Origin of the sequence: Fontimonas sp. SYSU GA230001 (assembly GCF_040066175.1) — a bacterium.
Classification (GTDB): domain Bacteria; phylum Pseudomonadota; class Gammaproteobacteria; order Nevskiales; family Nevskiaceae; genus Solimonas.
This window is the reverse complement of sequence record NZ_JBEAAM010000010.1, coordinates 121,362-139,795: the sequence shown is the minus strand read 5'-3', so window position 1 is coordinate 139,795 and position 18,434 is coordinate 121,362. Positions and strand designations below refer to the sequence as shown.

Genomic DNA, 18,434 nt, shown 5'->3' with positions numbered 1-18,434 from the left:
TCAGTTGTTCCTTTCCATCAGCAAAGCCCAGCGTCCCGCCGCCTGACAGCCCCTCACTCAGACCCACCCTTCAGGCTCATCTCTGGATTGGAAAGGACTTCCCTGGCCGCGCGCCCGTAAAATGCCGCCATGTGCTCGTCCCCCGTGATGCCCAAGCCGGTGCTCGGCATCGAGACTTCCTGCGACGAAACCGCCGCCGCCGTCTATTGCGGCCGGCGTGGCCTGCTCGCGCACGTGCTGCACAGCCAGGTCCGGCTGCATGCCGAGTATGGCGGGGTCGTGCCGGAGCTGGCATCGCGCGACCACGTGCAGCGGATCAGCGGCCTGGTGCGCAAGGCGCTGAACGATGCCGGCGTCGAAGCAGCGGGACTGGGCGGGGTCGCCTACACCGCCGGCCCCGGGCTGATCGGTGCGCTGATGGTCGGCGCCTCGGTGGCGGCCGGGCTGGCGACCGCCCTGGGCCTGCCGCTGATCCCGGTGCATCACATGGAGGCGCATCTGCTCGCGCCCATGCTGGAACACCCGGCACCGGACTTTCCGTTCGTGGCCCTGCTGGTGTCGGGCGGCCACACTCTGCTGGTCGCGGTCCGTGGACCCGGCGATTACGTGCTGCTCGGCGAAAGCCTCGACGACGCGGTCGGCGAGGCCTTCGACAAGACCGCCAAGCTGCTGGGCCTGCCCTATCCCGGCGGCCCGCATCTGGCGCGCCTGGCGGAGCAGGGCAAGGACGGCCGGTTCCGGTTTCCGCGACCGATGACCGACCGGCCCGGGCTGGAGTTCAGTTTCAGCGGGCTCAAGACCGCGGTGCTGACCGCCTTGCCGTCCGAGGCTTCGGAGCAGGACAAGGCCGATCTGGCCTGGGCGTTCCAGGAAGCCGTGACCGATACCCTGACGATCAAGGTCGCGCGCGCGCTGGAGGCGGCCGGCCTGCGCCGGCTGGTGGTCGCCGGCGGCGTCGGCGCCAACCGCCGGCTGCGCGAGAAGCTGCAGGACTTCGCCCGGCGGCGGGATGTCGCACTGTTCTTTCCGCGCAACGAGTTCTGCACCGACAACGCGGCGATGGTCGCCTACACCGGCTGGGTGCGGCGCGGCGATGGCGTCGCACCGGGTGGGCAGTTGTTCGCGACGCCGCGCTGGACGCTCGCGGATCTGGCACCGCCGCGCGCCGCGGACTGAATCGGCGTCCGCGGGCATTGCCCGTGTAGGAAATCCCGCACCGAACGGATTCGAAAATCGGTCGTCTTTTCGCGCGCGCGTTCGTCATTTCGGGTGACGCAGAAGCGCGATCCTGCGCCTAGCATGCGGCCATACCCGCTTGATCACGATGAGGAGACGCGATGGCTGCCAGGCGCAGGACTCGCGACGCGCGCGTGCGCGTGTCGAAAACCGTGCTGTTGTCCGCCGTCCTGGCGCCGGCGGCGGTCCATGCCGGTTCGTTCGACCTGTGGGGGCTCGACACGCAGTATCAGCTGCAGGCGGCCTATGCCTACGCGGTACGCCTCAAGGCGCCGCACGCCGGCATCATCGACTCTCCGCCGAGCGCCGAGATCCCGCTGCCGGACTACCTGAAGGTGCCCGAATCGGCGAACTACGACGACGGCGATCGCAACTTCGCCGACGACGCCGTCGTCAACAACCGCCTGACGCTGCTCGGCGAGCTGCATTTCATCAAGGACGAATACGGCCTGCTGCTGCGCGGCGATGCCTTCTACGACGATCCCTACCATCGCCGCAACGACAACGATTCGCCGGAGACGATCAACAAGACCGAAGGCCCGCACAACGAGTTCTCGGACATCGCCGAGTACCGCGCCGGTCGCCGGGCGCGCGTGCTCGATGCCTATGCCTATGGTTCCTGGTACCTGGGCGACAGCGCCGCGCTGAACCTGCGCATCGGCCGCCACATCGCCGCGTGGGGTGAGAGCCTGTTCTTTTCCGGCGTCGCGCTCGCGCAGTCGCCGGCGGACGCCACCAAGGCCACCGTGCCCGGCGCCGACGTCAAGAGCATCCTGCTGCCGGTCAATCAGGTGTCGATGCAGCTCGCGATCAATTACGACTGGACCCTGCTCGCGCAGTACAAGCTGGAATACCAGCCGGTCGAGCTCAATCCGGTCGGCGAGTATTTCTCGGTCTCGGACGTCGTCGGGCCCGGCGCCGAGTTCATCTGGGGCATCGAGAACCCGCTGTACCTGGCCAATCTCGCCGACGTCAACCTGCTGTCCGACGACGTGCCGGAGGCCCTGGACCTGATCCTGCGCCTGATGGCGCCGAACCTGCCGGCGCAGCAGCTGACCGGCGTGCTGGGCACGGTGTTCAACGTGCTCGATCCGCTGCTGCCCGACGTGAGCCTGCCGGTCGGCCAGATCCAGCAGCCCGGCGCGCCGCGCTACATCAACGTCAGACGCGGACCGGACAAGCGGCCCAGCGACTACGGCCAGTGGGGCGTCGGTCTCAAGTACCAGGTCACGCCGGAGACGACCCTGGGCCTGTACCAGCTGCGCTACCACAACACCACACCCGCGCCGGTGCAGAACTACGGTTATGCGACCCTGCTCGGCACCGACGAGACTCCGCTGCTGACCACGCAGGCGCTCGGCCTGCAGGTGCCGGTGACCTACAACATCCGCTACTTCGACGGCATCGACCTGTCGGCCTTCAGCTTCTCGACGACGCTGCTGGGCATCAACTTCGGCGGCGAGGCGATCTACCGCGACGGCGTCGATGTGCTGGTCGATGTCGATGGCGGCCTGCTCGGCCCGGTGCCGACGCCGACGCGCGCGCGGGTGCTGCAGGGCCTGCTGTCCGGGCTCTACACGGTCGGCCCGACCGGATTCTGGGACTCGTTCACCCTCGTCAGCGAGTTCGGTTACGTGCATGTGCGCGACGTCGATCCGGCCTGCGGCCCGACCAGCTGCTCGACCGAACTCACCAACACGCGTGATGCCTGGGGTTACTCCTTCCTCGCGCTGATCGACTACAAGAACATCTTCAACGGCTGGGATCTGCAGGTGCCGGTGACCTATGCCGGCGTCGGCGCCGGGCATTCGGCCTTCGCTTCGGGCCTGGGTTCGCTGATGGGCGAGGGCGACCGTCGCGCCGGCATCGGCTTCAACTTCACCTGGCTGCAGAAGCTGCAGCTCGGCGTCAGCCTCAGCGCCTTCCTCGGCCGGCCGGATTTCAAGGAGCGCCCCTACGCCGACCGCGACATGATGGCCTTCACCGCCAAGTACGCGTTCTAGCGAAGCTAATCAATTCGGGTGATGCTGCGCCGGCGCCCCGCCTCTAGTTTTGCAAGGGAGGGAGTCCATAACGACTGGGGGAGTTTCCATGGCGCGGCTGTCGAACGCGGGACAAGCATTGCGGACGCTGATGGCGCTGGGCATCGCGGCGCTGAGCGCACCGGCGGGGGCCGGATCGTTCGACCTGCCGTTCGGCATCGACGGCAGCTACAAGCTGACGACGACCTACAGCCTGGCGGTGCGCATGCAAGAGCGCTCGCGCGCCCTGTCAGATGGCGAAGTGGACAACTTCCAGTCGGTGGTCTATCCGCAGCCGGACGATTTCAACCGCGTGATCGGCTTCGGCCACACCGGCCTGCCCTCGACGATCAACTTCGACGACGGCAACAAGAACTTCGACCGCTACAGCCCGGTCAACAACCGCCTGAGCGCGTTCTACGAAGTGCAGCTGCGCCGCGACAACTTCGGCCTGCTGGTCAGCGGCAACGGATTCTACGACTGGGTTTTCCATGAGGACACCGACCGCGATCCGGTCAATCCGGACGACCCCAACGACTACGCTCCCAACACGCTGGCCTGTTCCGCGGACCGCGAGAACTGCGCCTACAACAAGTTCTCCGACGGCGCGGTCTATTACAACGGCGAGCGTTCGCGGCTGCTCGAAGCCTATGCCTACGCGGACTTCTTCATCACCGACGATATCGCCGTCAACGTCCGTTTCGGCAAACACCTGGTGGCCTGGGGCGAGAGCCTGTTCTTCCCCGGCATCGTCAGCGCGCAGGGGCCGTTCGACGCGACCAAGGCCTTCATTCCCGGCGCCGAGATCAAGGAGATCCTGCTGCCGGTCAACCAGGTCTCCGGCACCATCGCCATCGGCTACAACTTTTCGCTGATGGGCTACTACCAGCTCGACTACAAGCCGAGCGAAGTCTTCCCGGTCGGCGATTTCTTTTCCGTGGCCGACGTCGTCGGTCCGGGCGCGGAGCTGGCCTACGGCTCCGGCAACCCGGCTTACGGCGACAACTGTCCGGGCCTGTTCTCGATTCCCGGGTTGCCCTTCGATCCGAGCCTGATCTGCGGCCTGGGCGGCGGCGCCGGCGGCGGCCTGATCAACGCGCCGCGCACGATCGACGTGCCGCGCGAGAAAGACATCCGGCCGGGCAAGAAGGGGCAATGGGGCGCCGGCATCAAGGCGCAGGTCACGCCGACGACCAGCCTGGGTGCGTACTACATCAAGTACCACAACCACAATCCGACGGTGAACCTGAACTTCGGTTACGCGAGAATCGGCGACAACCCGGTCACCGGCCAGCCGGTCACCACGCAGCTCATCAACCAGAGCGTGCCGGTCAGCTACAACGTCAAGTATTTCGGCGACATCACGATGATCGCCGGCAGCTGGACGACGACGCTGCTCGGCCTGAACTTCGCCGGCGACCTGATCTACCGCGACGGCATCGACGTGTCGGTCGCGGCGGACATCTCGGGCGTGCTCAGCCCGGTCTTCAGCCCGGCCAAGACCTATCAGGCGAACATCTCGTCGCTCTACGTCGCCAATCCGAAGTTCTGGTTCTACGACGAAGTCGCCATCGTCGGCGAGGCGGCCTATCTTTATGTCGCCGACGTCGAACCGATCCAGCGTTTCAATGGCCAGGAGCCGCGCGGCGACGGCAAGGTCATGTTCTACGACGACAAGGCCTGGGCCTACCAGCTGCTGATGCTGCCCAAGGGACGCAACGTGGTCGCCGGCTGGGATCTGGGCACGCCGATCTCGTTCGCCCACGCGGTGGACGGTCAGGCATCCACGGCCGGCACCTTCGGCTCGCTGTTCGGCGAAGGCGACATGCGTGCGTCGCTGGGCATCACGGCGCAATACCTGCAGAACCTCGAGATCGCCATCGCCTACAACTGGTTCATGGGCAAGTCGAGCGCCACGGTCAAGGACAGTCCGATCCCGTCGCACCCGGTATCCGACCGCGACTACGCCACGCTGTCCATCAAGTACAACCTGTGACGTCCCTGCATGGCGGCAGTGGCGTGCGTCCGAACGTCCCCCGGAGGGATATCGCTTCTGTCATGACCACCACCGCACCCATCGACCCCACGGAGTTCCGCAGGGCGCTCGGCGCCTTCGCGACCGGGGTCACGATCATCACCGCGCGTGCTGCCGACGGCACGCCGCTCGGCATGACGGTCAACAGCTTCAACTCGGTGTCGCTCAATCCGCCGCTGGTGCTGTGGAGTCTCGCCAACAGCTCGCTGAGCTTCGACGCGTTCTGCAAGGCCGAGTACTGGGCGGTGCACGTGCTGTCCGCCGAGCAGCAGGAGCTGTCGGCGCGCTTCGCCCGCCGCGGCGAGGACAAGTTCAGCGGGCTGGAGCTCGATGCCGGCATCGGCGGCATTCCCCTGCTCAGAGGCTGTGCCGCGCGTTTCCAGTGCCGCACCGCCTCGCAGTACCAGGGCGGCGACCACGTCATCTTCATCGGCGAGGTGCTGGCCTTCGACCGCGACGAGACCGCGCCACTGGTGTTCCACGGCGGCCGGTACGCGCACGCCACGCGGCGCGATCCCGCCGAGGCCAAGCCGCGCAGCGCGCATCTGGCCGGCAGCTTCGGCGAGGATTTCCTCGGCTATCTGCTCGGTCGCAGCCACTTCCGCTTCTTTGCGCAGATCCGCCCGCATCTGGTCGAAGCCGGCTTGAGTGACGAAGAGTTCTACGTGCTGGCCTCGCTGACGCTCAAGCCACTGATGAGCGCCGAGGATCTAGCCGCCGGCATGGAAGGCGTGCTCGACGAGCAGAGCGCGGACGCGCTCAGGGCGCTGGTCGAGCGCGGTTTCGCGCGTGTGGCGTCGCCGGCCTCATCGACTTCGAGTGCGAGTTACGAGCTCACCGACGCCGGTCGCGGCTGCGCGCTGCACCTGATCTCCGCGGCCAAGGCGGTCGAATCCCAGGTCCTCGAACGCCTCGGTCACGCCGATGCCGTCGTGCTCAAGTCGCTGCTCAACCGCCTGCTGACGGTGATCGATCCGCAGGCGGCGGCGCTGTGGGGCCGCGGCGAGACTTGAGCGCAAGCCCGGGAAACGCCCGCCAAGTCCTTCGCCGGCGCTGACCGCCCGCGATCGCGCGCCGCGGCGGCGCGCCGTGGTGTCAGCGGTAGGCGCTCGGTGTGGTTCCGGTCAATTTCTTCATCAGCCGTCGCAGCGCCGTCGGGTCCTGATAGCCGACCTCGGCGGCGATGCGCTCGATGGGCATGCGGCTGTGTTCGAGCAGAGCACGGGCGCGCTGCAGGCGCACGCTCTGGATCAAGGCCAGCGGACTTTTGCCGGTGGCGCGGCGCACGTGGCGCGCCAGGGTCCGTTCGCTCATGCAGCGTTCGGCGGCGAGCGCGGCGACCGTCGGCACCGCGGGCAGGGACGATTCGATCCGGGTGGTCAGCTGCGCGACGAGCGCGTTGCCGGCCGCCAGCAGCGCCGGCGCAATGAACGGCGCCTGTGCTTCGCGGCCGTCGATGAGCAGCATGCGGCTCACGGATTCGGCCAGGGCGTTGCCGCAGCGGCGACGCAGCAGGTACAGCACGAGATCGGTCTGCGCCAGCGCGGCGCCCGCGGTCACCACGCCGCCGTCCTCGCAGATCATGCGGTCGGCATCGACCCGGCACTCCGGTTCGAGCCGGGAGAGCAGCGGCGCCAGCCACCACGCGGTGGTCGCCGTCCGCCCGGCCAGGAGGCCCGCGCGCTGAAACAGGAACACCGCCGAGCACGAGGCCGCGGCCTGGCCACCGCGCACGACATGCCGCCGCAGCCGCGCGGCGATCTCGCCGGCGTCGGGTTCGTCGAGGCGCCGCCGCAGGCTGCCCGGCTCGTCCATCCCCAGTGCCGGCACGATCCACACCGAGGCATCGCGTCCGGACCTGGGCAGCCGCGCGGTCTCGACCGAGACGCCACGTTGTAGCCGGACCGAGCCGCCGTGCAGCGAGCACAGCCGCCAGCGCGGCGCGGCCGCGCCGCAGCGGGGCGCCAGCGCACGCGCGGCATGCAGGATGTCGAGCGTGACCGACACGCTCGCGGCAAAGGCGCGCTCCGGTACGACGACCGTGAAATCCGTCATGGCAGATAACGCACGACAAATGTCGAATCGGACACTGCCACTGTGCGCGCGTCTCGGCTGCAATACAAGCCATCCGCGCGACCGGAGCCCGAACGTGCCGACCTGCACCGCCCATCACGACCCGAACCGGGACGATCCCCGGCGATCGCCATCGACGGCGTCACCCGGCGCGTGTATGTCGCCGGCCACGGTCCTGCCGTGATCGTCATGACCGAGATGCCGGGCATCAGCCCGCAGGTGGCGCGCTTCGCGCGCTGGGTGTGTGCGGCCGGCTTCACCGTGTACATGCCGTCGCTGTTCGGCCGTGACGGCGCAGTGCCCGGCGCGGAGGAGGGTGTCCAGGTCTTTCGCCAGACCTGCGTGCACGCCGACTTCCGCGGCCTGATGAGCAACCGCAGCAGTCCCGTGCTCGACTGGCTGCGCGGGCTCGCGCGACAGGCGCTTGACGAATGCGGCGGCGCCGGCGTCGGCGCCATCGGCATGTGTTTCACCGGCAACTTCGCCATTTCCCTGATGCTGGAGCCGGCCGTGCGCGCGCCGGTGGTCTGCCAGCCGTCCCTGCCGATGGATGCGCCCGCGGCGCTGAACATGCCGCACGAGGAACTGGCCCGGGTGCGCCAGCGCCTCGAACGCGAAGACCTGAGCGTGCTGGCCTTCCGTTTCGAAGGGGATCGGCACTGCCGGGCCGAACGCTTCGCCGCCTACGGTGCAGCGCTCGGTCCGCGCTTCGAGGCGCGGGAGCTGCCCGATGCCGCGGCGCATTCCGAGCCGCCGCCGTTCTTCGCGCGCATCGTCGCCTGCCCGCACAGTGTGGTGACGGCGCATCTGGTGGACGCGGCCGGACATCCGACCCTGGCCGCGCGCGACGAGATCCTCGCCTTTCTGGAACGGCGCCTGAAAGGCACGGACCGGGTGTTGCCGTGAACCGGCCGGACCACCGGCCCGGCGCTGCGGCCGCGGGCGCGCTGCGCTTGATCGGGCGCAGCAGCTCGCACTACACCCGCATCGTGCGGATGCTGGCGCACGAACTCGACTTGCCGCTGGAACTCGAAGTCGTGCACGACCTCACCCGGCTCGATGCGGCGCACTACGGCGGCAATCCGGCCTTGCGCGTGCCGGTGTTGCGCGTCGGCGGATCCGCGCTGTGGGGCACCGAACACATCTGCCGGCATCTGGTGGAGCGGGCCGGCCGCATCGGCGATCCGCGCATCGTGCTGACCGAGCAGCTGCGCGACGAGCGTCTGCGCAACGCCCAGGAACTGGTCTGGCACGCGATGGCCGCCCAGGTGCAGCTGCGGGTCGGTCTGGCCGTGAACCAGCTTCCGGCGGACAACCCGTTCTTCGTCAAGATCCGCACCGGGCTGGCCGCGGCCCTGGCCTGGCTCGATGCCCGGCTCGACGACGCACTCGGCCGACTGCCGACCCCGCGCGATGTCAGTCTGTTGGAAGTGTCGCTGTACTGCCTGATCGAGCATCTGGCCTTCCTGCCGACGGTCGCGCTCGATCCGTACCCGCGTCTGCGTGGCTTTGCCCGGGACTATGGCGTCCGCGACTCGGCCCGCCGCACGCCGCTGCACTTCGACCCCCGCCCCCATGCGCGCCAGGAGGCGTCATGACACTCCAGCTCCCCGCACTCGATCCTGCCACCGTGACGCCGCGCACCGCGTCGGCCTATCCCGAGGTGTTCCATCCGCGCGTGCTGCCGCGCGAGAAGCGCGCGCTCGGCGATGCACTGGGCCTGACGCGCTTCGGGGTCAACCTGACGACGCTCCATCCCGGCAAGGAATCCTCGCTGCGCCACCATCACTCGCACGAGGACGAGATGGTCTTCATCCTCGAAGGCGAAGTCGTGCTGCGCACCGACGCCGGCGAGCAGACCCTGACCGCCGGCATGTGCGCCGGCTTTCCGGCCGGCAGCGGCGACGGCCATCAGCTCGTCAACCGCAGCGCGCACCCGGCGCGCTATCTCGAAATCGGCAGCCGCGATCCGGCCGACACCGTCGGCTATTCGGACGTGGACCTGGCGTGCCGCAAGAACGCCGCCGGCGGCTGGGTGTTCAGCCGCCGCGACGGCCGTCCTTATTGAACGCGTCGGCGATGGACGACACCGCCTCCGGTCTCGCTTCGATCGAGGCGCTGCTCGACGCGGCCGCGGCGCGCATGCCGCTCGCGCTCGGCCGCGCGTTCTGGGGCTTCGGCGGCGTGCACGGCGGCCTCGCGCTGGCGCTGCTGGCCAGGGCCATGCGCGCGCATGCGCCAGGGCAGCCGCTGCGGCAGGTGTCGGCGCGGTTCCTGCGTCCGTTGCGGGGGGCGTTCGAACTCGATGCGCAGGTGGATCACGCCGGCCGGTCGGTCACCTGGCTGTCGTCGCGCGCGATCGAGTCCGGCGTGACCGTGGTGGCGGCAACTGCGGTTCATGCCCGTGGCGCTGAGGACTCGGTCAGGTCCCTGGGCCTGGACATGCCGGACGTGCCGCCGCCCGCCGCCTGTCAGCCTTACTCGGTTCCGTCGGCGCTGTTCCCGCTGGCGACCCACATCGAGATTCGTCCTGTCGGCGCGACGCGTCCCTACGCCGGCGGCCGCCGTGCCGAACTCATGGCCTGGCTGCGGATACGCGGCGAGGACGCATCGCCCGACCCGGAGCGGCTGATCTTCCTGATGGATGCGCTCGCGCCGTCCTACGCGGCGATCCTGAAGGCACCGGCGGTCCTGCCGTCCGCGACCTTCAACGTGATGTTCGGACAAGCCCGCGAGGCCCATACCAGCCCCTGGCTGCTGCTGCGTGCGACCACCCCGCTCGCCGGTCGGGACGGCTGGCTGCACGAACGGCTGGATGCCTGGGCCGAGGACGGCGGACACTGGGCCTGTGGCGAACAACTGCGCGTGCTGCGCGGCAGCGCGGCCGGGTGATGCCGGATCAGCGTCGATCGGCTCAGGGCATGTACGCGCCGCCGTTGGCGTCCAGCGCCGCGCCGGTGACGGCACTCGCGTAATCCGACACGAGGAACAGCGCCGCGCGCGCGCATTCGTCGTCGGTCGGGATGCGGCGCAGCGGGATCGTGCAGGCGACCTGTTCCTTGAGCGATTCGACGCTGACCTTGTTCTCGCGGGCCTGCCATTCGAAGTAGCCCTGCACCGGCGCGCCCCACATCCAGCCCATGTGGATCGTGTTGACGCGGATGTTGTCCGGCCCGACTTCCTTGGCCAGGTACTTCACCGAGTTGGCCAGCGCCGCCTTCGATGCCGCGTAGCCGGCCTCGCCCAGCGGCGGCACCACGCGCGCCGCCATCGTGTTGATCATCACGATCGCGCCGCCACCCTGCCGTTTCATCTGCGGCAGCACGCACTGCGTGAGCTTGAGCGTGCCGAGCAGGTTGGTGCCGAGCACCGCGTTCCAGCTGTCGAGGTTGGCCGACGAGACGTAGTCCATGTCGCCGTGCAGGAAGGCGCTGTTGACCAGCGCATCGATGCGGCCGAACTTGTCCGCGGCCGCGTTCGCCAGGCGCTCGCACTGGTTGCGGTCGGTGATGTCGGTGACGCACTTGAGCACCGCGGTGGCCGGGTTCACGGCGCGGATGCGCGCTTCCGCGTCGTCGAGCTTATCCATCGAGCGCGCCGCCACGGCCACGCCGCTGGCGCCCTCGCGTGCGGCCTCGACGGCGAGCTTGACGCCCAGGCCCGGGCCGATGCCGGAAACGATGACGATCTTGTCCTTGAGCAGCATGACGTTCTCCGTGATCGATGAATCGTCATCCCCGCACCAGCGGGAACGACGAGGCGGGCCTAGTGGTTGCGTTCGATGTAGCGCCTGCGGTACTCGGCGAAGTCGTGCTTCAGCTGCTCGACGTCGAGGCCGAAGTGCTCGCTGTCGTACTCGTGCGCGGCGCGGTTGGCGCGGCGGTTGTCGTCGAGCCAGCGCTGCATGGCCCGCTCGGTTTCCGCTGTCAGCGTGTAGCCGGCCCAGGCGTAGATCTCGCGCACGACGTCGAGCGGACGCTTGACGGTGTCCTCGAAGCGTACGTCGAAGAACGGCGCCGGGTTGGCGTCGCGCACGCTCATCGTGTGCTTGAACGCGCGCGCCATCAGCGCGCTCCACTCGCGGCCGGCGGCGGTCGGATCGACTTCGTTGCTGTAGATGCGCCACAGCGTGTCGAGGAAGCTGGCGATCGACGGGATCGTGTCCACCGGGTCGCGGTGGGTCTGGATCACGCGCGCGCCGGGGAAGGTCTCCAGCAGGATGTGCATGCGCAGCAGGTGGTGCGGCGCCTTCAGCACCCAGCGCGCCGCGGTGATGCCGCGCTGGCGCTTCTGCCACTGCAGGAACTGCAGCATGCGCTTGAGCTCGTCATAGGCCGGGCGTTCATCGACGCGGTTCAGCCACTCGACGTAGCTCGGGATGCAGGCGTAGCTGTTGAGCGCGGCCATGAAGCTGTGCTCCATCAGCATCACTTCCTCGTCAGCCTGGTCGGCGTCCATCGGATGGATGGTCAGCAGCTTGGGCATGGCCTCGACCATGACCTTGACCTCGGCACGTGCCTGCGCGATGCGCTGTGCCGGTTCGCGCAGATCCTCGCCGGGGAACGGCACCGGATAGCGCGACTCCCACCACGGCATCGAGTAGAACTGCGGGTCCTGCGCGAGCAGGCGTTGCAGCAGCGTCGTGCCGGTGCGCGGCAGGCCGACGATCACCAGCGGCGCCTCGATCCGTTCGTCCGCGATCTCCGGATGGCGGCGGATCCAGTCCGCCATGCCCAGGCGGTTGACCAGCAGCTCGATGACCTTCTGGTGCAGCAGCGCACGGCCCAGATCAGACAGCCGCGCCTCGCTTTCGAGCGCACGGCAGAAGACGTCCAGCCCTGCGCGGAACGACGACGGGCCGAAGTCGGTCAGGCCGCCGCTCTTGGTGCTGGCCTCGGCGAGCAGGGCCTGGGGTTCGAACACGATGCTCATCTGTGCTCCGCGGCAAGGTCGGCAAGTTTCACGACGCGCGTCTGCGGCTGCACCGCCTCGCGCGCGCCGACCCAGCGCAGGCACATCGTGCCGCGCTGGTGACCGGCGGTTTCGAGCCAGTTCGGATGGCCGGGATCGCGGTGCGCCAGCACCAGCGTCACGCTGCCGTCCGGTGCGACCTGCGCGGAATGCGCGTTGTGGTGCACGCGGTGGTAGCGGTAGTCCAGCGACTCCATCCACCAGTTGTTGATCTGCAGGTTCCAGAACCGGCACTCGGGAATGCGCGGCAGGTGGATCAGCAGCGCCTCGTCGTCGGCGAGCTGCCAGGCCGAGTGGTAGTAGAGGATGTTGGGATCGCCGCCGGCGCGCTGGCAGACGTCCTGGTCGGCGAGCGGCAGCTGGTTCACGTGGGGCAGGTAGCTCTGCGCCCAGTCGGCGAAGACCTGCGCGGTGCCCTGCACGAATGCCGCGCTGCGCTTGAGGCCGGTGTGGATGCGTTCTGCGGACAGCGGCTGCGGCCGCGCATCGCCGTGTCGGCGCGCGATCGTCAGCTGCGCCGGCCGCTCGGTCTGTCGGTCCATGAAGGTCTGCCGCACGATGATCGCATTGCTCGCGGCGTCCAGCTGGAGCCAGTTGCCGGGCTGCGGTGTGCGGCTCAGCACGATCTCGAAGCGGCCGTCGGCATCGAGCTGCAGGTCCCTGGCGTCGAGAAAGCCGGTCTGCTCCATCCTGCCGTCGGTTTCGTAGCCGCCCTTCTGGCTGCCGAAGCTCAGGTAGGGCACGGTGCCGCGCTGGCCGCGGATCACGTACTCGTGGGCGCCGCTGATGCGTGCCATCAGATACAGGTTGTCGGGATTGTCGGCGCCGATCTTGCCGGTCTCGTGCGAAGGCATGAAGAACGCCGGAAAGTCCGGATCCGCGCACTCCAGGTGCATCTCCAGGCCGATGCGCAGCAGTCGCGTCAGATAGCGCCAGCCCTCGGCGCGGTCGAGCATCGTCGCCGCCGCCTCCGGGCGCAGGATCTGCCGGCCGGCCTGCTTGAGGCCGTCGCAGAACTCGTCCCAGAGCCGTCCGCTCCGCACCGCTTCGTCGATGTCGCGCTCCCCCAAGTTTCCGCTCCGCCGTGCACGAGTATCGACCTTAAGCGTGGCCGGTGCGCGGAGCTTCACCTGTTTGCATGAGAACGCAAGGCGGGAGTGGAGGATCGGGAATCGCCAACAGCAGAGCGAGCGCGCTTCGACGAGTCCCGGCGCCTTCTCACACCCAGCGCTTGACCACCGTGCGCAGGCCGCGGATGCGGTCCATCAGCTTGCCGGTCTGCGAGCCGGGTGGCGGCGCCTGCACCGGCGCGGCGACTTCGTAGCGGCGCGTGAGCTCGGGCGTCTGCGCCAGGCGGTGATGCTGACGCAGCGCGGAACTGACGGTGATCTTGCACTGGCTGTCGTGGATCGGCTTGGTGATGAAGCGATACACCTGCCCCTGGTTGATCAGCTCGATCGCGGTCCCGGCGTCGGCGCGCTCGGTGAGGATCACCGAGACCAGCTCCGGATGATGCTGCTTGAGCGTGCCGATCAGGTTGATGACCGGATTGTCCTGCACGCGCGTGTCGGAGACGATCACGCCGATGCGTTCCTGTTCCAGCAGGCCGACCGCCTCGTCCATCGTCGTCGCGCCGACGACGCGGAAATCGCCGCCGAGGATGGCCTGGATCTTCGCCGGCACCTCGGCATCGTCGTCGAGCACGAGCACGGCCGGTGGCGCGCCGGGGGCTGGTGCTGCGCCCTCGGCGTGCGTCGTCGCGGCGGCGCTGGCGCGCGCGGCGGTCACCGCACGTGCGACGGTGGTCGTCAGGTCCTCGTTCGACCAGGGTTTGTTGATGAAGCGGAAGATCTCGCCCTCGTTGATCGAGCCGATGATCGCATTGAGATCGGAGTAGCCGGTCAGCAGGATGCGCATCGCGTGCGTGTTGAGCTCGCGTGCCGCGCGCAGCAGTTCGATGCCGGTCATGCCCGGCATGCGCTGGTCGCTGACGATGACATCGACCGGCTGGGTCTTGAGCAGCTCCAGCGCCTCCTGGCCACTGTTCGCGGTGAACACCTCGTACTGGCCGCGGAACAGCATCCGCATCGTCGTCAGGATGCGCGCCTCGTCATCGACGAACAGCACGCGCGCTTTGGTGGTTTCGTTCATCGCAACGGCTTCCGGGTCGGCGGTTGGGGATCAGGCGAACGCCGGCTCGGCGGCGGCGCTGGGTGCCACCGCGGCCGCGCCGCGGGACTGCTTCAGGGGCAGGTGGACGGTGAACTCGCTGCCCTTGCCGGGCGTCGAGCGCACCTCGATGGTGCCGCCGTGATCCTCGATGATCCGGTACACGATCGACAAGCCCAGGCCGGTGCCCTTGCCGACCGGCTTGGTCGTGAAGAAGGGTTCGAAGATGCGTGCCCGCACCTCCTCCGACATGCCGCAGCCGGTGTCGAGGATGCGGATCGCCACCCCCTTGGGACCGGCGGCGGTGTGGATGTAGATCTTGCCGTTGCCGTCGATCGCCTGCGCGGCGTTGTTGATCAGGTTCAGGAACACCTGGTTGAGCTGCGACGGCGAGCACTCGACGGCCGGCAGCTTGCTGTACGACTTGACCACCTCGACGCGATGCTTGAGCTGGTTGTGGCAGATCTTCAGCGCCGAGTCGATGCCGTCGTTGATGTCGAACAGGTCGGTGCGCGAGCGGTCCACGCGCGAGAAGTCCTTGAGGCTGCCGACCAGCTCGGCGATCTGCTGCAGGCCGTGATCGGTGTCGCCGAGCAGGTTGTCGAGGTCGCCGACCAGTTCGCGCGCGTTGATCGACTCGGCGATGCCCTGCGCCGCCTCCAGCGCCTGCGCCACCTGCTCGTCGCTGGCGCCGTCGCTGGTCAGCAGGTCCAGCGCGCGGGTCTGCGCCTCGACCAGACTACGGATGTCGGCGAGCGAGCCGCGCACGATCTCGGCGTTGCTGCGCGCGTAACCGAGCGGCGTGTTGATCTCGTGGGCGACCCCGGCGACCATCTGGCCGAGCGAGGCCATCTTCTCCGACTGGATCAGCTGCGCCTGCGAGGCCTTCAGTTCCTTGAGCGCGAGGCTCAGGTCGCGGGTGCGCGCCTCGACCTGTTCTTCGAGATGCTCGTTGGCATGCGAGAGCTCGTCGTTGGCCTTGTCCAGTTCGCGGTAGCTGCGCCGCAGGCGCAGACCGAGCCAGGCCAGCACCAGCAGCAGGATCGCCGCGTAGGCGGCGAGGTAGAGGCGATACTGATTGGCGATCGCCACCTGACCGGAGTGCCAGTCCATGTAGGCCTGTTCGAGCGCCTGCAGCTCGTCCGCGGTCGGCTTGGACAGGAAGCCGGAGATGCGGCCGACCAGGTCCTTCTTGTCGGCGAGCACGCCGGAGACGGTCATGCGCAGCGCGCGCGCCGCGGCCTGGGTTTCTTCCGGCTGGCCGTCGGACAGCGCGGTGATGCGGTCGAGCAGGCCGGTGATGTTGGCTTCGTTCATCGGTGTCTGCACCGCGCCGAAGGTCGTGACCTCGCTCTTGAGCTGGTTGACCAGCACGCGTGCCTGGTTCTCGGGCGTGTCGCCGATCAGCGCCAGCCACTTGTCGCCGAGCACCGGTACGGCGTCCATGCCCTGGATCATGCGCGCGCTGTTGAGGCTGTTGCGGATCTCGAAGTCGTAGGCCAGTTCGAACTTGGCTTCGATCGTGTCGAGGAACGTGTCCAGCGCGGCATCGATCGCCGGCGACAGGCCGCGGACCGCGTCGTCGCCCTTTTCCAGCGCGTCCAGCGCGTCGCCGAGCTGGGCGGTGATGGCCGCGCGTGCATCCTCGATGTTGGACAGCGTGCTGACGCCGACCTGCGTGACGGCGCGGTTGAGGCTCACGTCGAGGGCATCGACGACGCGGATCTTCCTCAGGCGCTCGAGGTGCTGGGCGTTGTCCACGGTCTGCGTCATGCGGACCAGGAACGCCAGTACGCCAATGGCCGCAGCGGCCAGCAGAACCGCCACGATCGGCAGAAGCTTGCGCCAATTCATCCCTTGTCCCCCGTTCGAACTCGCCCCGGCAGCGGCGACGGCGCCCATGCACGGCCGGCCGCTATTCCCCCAGATGCCCGACCTTAGACACGGCGGCGGACTCCGGCGTCGTCAGTTCGGACGAGGGGAGGGGCCTCAGCCGAATGGGGGATTCGCCGCGCCACGGCCTGCGCTGAACTCGCCGCGACATCCATCCGGGGGACGACGATGCAGGCGGACGATCTGGCGCGGCGCGTGCAGGTGCTGGAGGACATCGAGGCGATCCGCAGCCTCAAGGCGCGCTACCTGTTCTGCTGCGATCGCAAGGACCCGGCCGGCATGCGCGCCTGCTTCGCCGACGGCCCGGTGGACATCGATTACGGCGTGGTCGGCCGCTTCACCACCGCCGATGCCCTGGTCGAGCTGTTCCGCAAGGTGGGCTGCCACGATCACATGGTCGAGCTGCACCACGGCGCCAATCCGCAGATCGAGATCCCCGATGCCGCGCGCGCGCGCGGTACCTGGAGCCTGCATTACTTCCTGATCAACACGCAGGAGCGCACGCTCACGCAGCTGGCCGGCTACTACGAGGACGAGTACGTGAAGGCCGGCGCACAGTGGAAGATCGCCAAGACCCGCTTCGTTGCCACCTCGACGCTGGTGCTGGACATCTCCGGCGAGGCCGCGAAGGCCTTGTTCGCCGGCCGCACGCCGCCGTCGCCGGCGTGAGGACGGCGGCCGCCGGCATCGCGCTGGCGCTGGTCTGGTGCGCCGCCGCGGCGGCACCGGTGCCGGCACCCATCGAGGCGCTCGACGGCCCGGCGCTGACCTGCATCGGCGCCGAACGCGCCGGCAGCGCCAGCGGGGTCGCGGAATACAGCGGCAAGTGGCTGGGCCGCTGGCCGGGGCTGAAGAATCCGGGCGGCTACGACCCCGGCCCATACGCCGACGAAAAACCGCTGTTCACGATCACGGCCGCGAACCTGGCCGAACACGCCGAGCGCCTGACCGACGGGCAGAAGGCGCTGCTGCGCCGGTACCCGGACTACCGGATCCCGGTCTATCCGAGTCACCGCGACTTCCGCCTGCCGGACTGGGCCTGCACCGCCGTCCGCCACAACGCCGCGCACGCGCGCCTGGTCCACGACGGTCTGGGCGTGACCGGGCAGAGCGGCGCGATCCCGTTTCCGTTCCCGGCCACCGGCCTCGAAGCGATCTGGAACGTGCTGCGGCCGACCACGGTCTGGAACGAGACCGCCACCTTCGACATCGCCGGGGTGTTCGCCAGCGGCGCGGTCAACTGGGGACGCATGAGCTACCAGACGCTGATCGTCGCCGCCGATCCGGCCAAGCGCGGCGACAACCAGGACCCGGCCGCGGCGTATTTCCTCACCGAGACCCTGCTGCCGCAGCGCGACCGCGGCAGCATCGGCGTCGGTTTCCAGCCCAACGATTTCGCCGACGGCAGCACGCATGTCTGGGCCTACAGCCCCGGCACGCGACGCCTGCGCCAGGCGCCGGACATCGCCTTCGACTACCCGACGCCGCCGTCCGGGCTGCGCACGGTGGACGACGACCACGCCTTCAATGGCTCGCCCGAACGTTACGAGTGGACGCTGCTCGGCAAGCGCGAGATCTATGTCCCGTACCACAACTTCCGCGTCAACGATCCCGCGCTGCCGTACCAGGCGCTGCTGGGCCCGCACTCGCTCAATCCGGACTACCTGCGCTACGAGCTGCACCGGGTCTGGGTCATCGAAGGCCGGCTCAAGCCGGGTTTTCGCCACATCTATGGCCGGCGCGTGATCTACGCCGACGAGGACACCTGGATGGCGCCGCTGGCCGACAACTACGACATGCGCGGCGAGCTGTACCGGGTCGCGCTGATCACCTTCCGCTATGCACCCGACGCCCAGGCGTTTCACCGCGGCGTGTCGGTCTATCACGACCTGACGGCGCGGGCCTACGAGGCCGGTTACCTGGTCAACGAGGCCGGCAGCGGCTGGTGGCGGCTCAATCGCACCGATCTGCGTCCGCAGATGTTCAGCCCGCAGGCCGCCGTGCGCCGCGGGCATTGACCGTCGCGGCGGGGCTGG

The 18,434-nt window shown here is 68.7% G+C and carries 16 protein-coding genes; 10 read left to right on the top strand and 6 right to left on the bottom strand.

What is annotated here, in order from left to right:
- Positions 1-147: 147 nt before the first annotated feature.
- The 4 genes from tsaD to AAG565_RS06840 all read left to right on the top strand — a co-directional run bounded on the left by tsaD (position 148) and on the right by AAG565_RS06840 (position 6,305).
- Positions 148-1,176 (top strand): tRNA (adenosine(37)-N6)-threonylcarbamoyltransferase complex transferase subunit TsaD, encoded by a 1,029-nt coding sequence (gene tsaD / locus AAG565_RS06855; protein ID WP_348818824.1) that lies wholly within the window; start codon positions 148-150, stop codon positions 1,174-1,176.
- A gap of 161 nt (positions 1,177-1,337) precedes the next feature.
- Positions 1,338-3,239 (top strand): DUF1302 family protein, encoded by a 1,902-nt coding sequence (locus tag AAG565_RS06850; protein ID WP_348818816.1) that lies wholly within the window; start codon positions 1,338-1,340, stop codon positions 3,237-3,239.
- 88 nt (positions 3,240-3,327) lie between these two features.
- On the top strand, positions 3,328-5,253 hold the full coding sequence (locus tag AAG565_RS06845; RefSeq protein WP_348818815.1) for a DUF1302 family protein: 1,926 nt from the start codon (positions 3,328-3,330) through the stop codon (positions 5,251-5,253).
- A 62-nt stretch (positions 5,254-5,315) separates the two neighbouring features.
- Entirely contained in the window at positions 5,316-6,305 is a 990-nt protein-coding gene (locus AAG565_RS06840; RefSeq protein ID WP_348818814.1) for a flavin reductase, read from the top strand.
- Between the two features lie 82 nt (positions 6,306-6,387).
- On the opposite strand, the gene AAG565_RS06835 is transcribed toward AAG565_RS06840, so the two are convergent.
- Positions 6,388-7,347 carry a helix-turn-helix domain-containing protein gene (locus tag AAG565_RS06835; RefSeq protein WP_348818813.1) on the bottom strand — a complete coding sequence of 320 codons (960 nt, stop codon included), beginning with the start codon at positions 7,345-7,347 and terminating at the stop codon, positions 6,388-6,390.
- Positions 7,348-7,491: 144 nt separating this feature from the next.
- On the opposite strand from AAG565_RS06835, the gene AAG565_RS06830 reads away from it, so the two are divergent.
- Genes AAG565_RS06830 through AAG565_RS06815 form a run of 4 tightly spaced genes read left to right on the top strand, consistent with a single transcriptional unit; the run spans position 7,492 to position 10,257 of the window.
- The gene (locus AAG565_RS06830; RefSeq protein ID WP_348818823.1) at positions 7,492-8,271 is read left to right on the top strand and encodes a dienelactone hydrolase family protein; all 780 of its coding nucleotides are present in this window, start codon (positions 7,492-7,494) and stop codon (positions 8,269-8,271) included.
- Positions 8,268-8,963 carry a glutathione S-transferase N-terminal domain-containing protein gene (locus tag AAG565_RS06825; RefSeq protein WP_348818812.1) on the top strand — a complete coding sequence of 232 codons (696 nt, stop codon included), beginning with the start codon at positions 8,268-8,270 and terminating at the stop codon, positions 8,961-8,963. Before AAG565_RS06830 ends, AAG565_RS06825 begins: the two co-directional genes overlap by 4 nt.
- Positions 8,960-9,433 carry a cupin domain-containing protein gene (locus AAG565_RS06820; protein WP_348818811.1) on the top strand — a complete coding sequence of 158 codons (474 nt, stop codon included), beginning with the start codon at positions 8,960-8,962 and terminating at the stop codon, positions 9,431-9,433. Before AAG565_RS06825 ends, AAG565_RS06820 begins: the two co-directional genes overlap by 4 nt.
- 11 nt (positions 9,434-9,444) lie before the next feature.
- A complete protein-coding gene (locus AAG565_RS06815; RefSeq protein WP_348818810.1) occupies positions 9,445-10,257 on the top strand; it encodes a thioesterase family protein in 813 nt (270 codons plus the stop codon).
- 22 nt (positions 10,258-10,279) lie between these two features.
- Here the strand turns inward: AAG565_RS06815 and AAG565_RS06810 are convergent, their stop codons facing one another.
- The 5 genes from AAG565_RS06810 to AAG565_RS06790 form a co-directional block, all read right to left on the bottom strand.
- Positions 10,280-11,071, bottom strand: coding sequence for an SDR family oxidoreductase (locus AAG565_RS06810; protein WP_348818809.1), 792 nt, complete (start codon positions 11,069-11,071; stop codon positions 10,280-10,282).
- Positions 11,072-11,130: 59 nt separating this feature from the next.
- Positions 11,131-12,297 (bottom strand): sulfotransferase, encoded by a 1,167-nt coding sequence (locus tag AAG565_RS06805; RefSeq protein WP_348818808.1) that lies wholly within the window; start codon positions 12,295-12,297, stop codon positions 11,131-11,133.
- Positions 12,294-13,406, bottom strand: a complete 1,113-nt coding sequence (locus AAG565_RS06800; RefSeq protein ID WP_348818807.1) for a DUF1214 domain-containing protein — start codon at positions 13,404-13,406, stop codon at positions 12,294-12,296. The genes AAG565_RS06805 and AAG565_RS06800 overlap by 4 nt, the downstream gene beginning before the upstream one ends.
- Before the next feature lie 148 nt (positions 13,407-13,554).
- The gene (locus AAG565_RS06795; protein WP_348818806.1) at positions 13,555-14,487 is read right to left on the bottom strand and encodes a response regulator; all 933 of its coding nucleotides are present in this window, start codon (positions 14,485-14,487) and stop codon (positions 13,555-13,557) included.
- A gap of 30 nt (positions 14,488-14,517) precedes the next feature.
- Positions 14,518-16,359: a DAHL domain-containing protein gene (locus tag AAG565_RS06790; protein ID WP_348818805.1), complete on the bottom strand. Its 1,842-nt coding sequence runs from the start codon at positions 16,357-16,359 to the stop codon at positions 14,518-14,520.
- A gap of 207 nt (positions 16,360-16,566) precedes the next feature.
- Here AAG565_RS06790 and AAG565_RS06785 point away from each other — a divergent pair, with 207 nt between their 5' ends.
- Positions 16,567-17,067 carry a nuclear transport factor 2 family protein gene (locus tag AAG565_RS06785; RefSeq protein ID WP_348818804.1) on the top strand — a complete coding sequence of 167 codons (501 nt, stop codon included), beginning with the start codon at positions 16,567-16,569 and terminating at the stop codon, positions 17,065-17,067.
- Positions 17,064-18,416 (top strand): DUF1329 domain-containing protein, encoded by a 1,353-nt coding sequence (locus AAG565_RS06780; RefSeq protein WP_348818803.1) that lies wholly within the window; start codon positions 17,064-17,066, stop codon positions 18,414-18,416. The genes AAG565_RS06785 and AAG565_RS06780 overlap by 4 nt, the downstream gene beginning before the upstream one ends.
- The last annotated feature ends 18 nt before the right edge of the window (positions 18,417-18,434 follow it).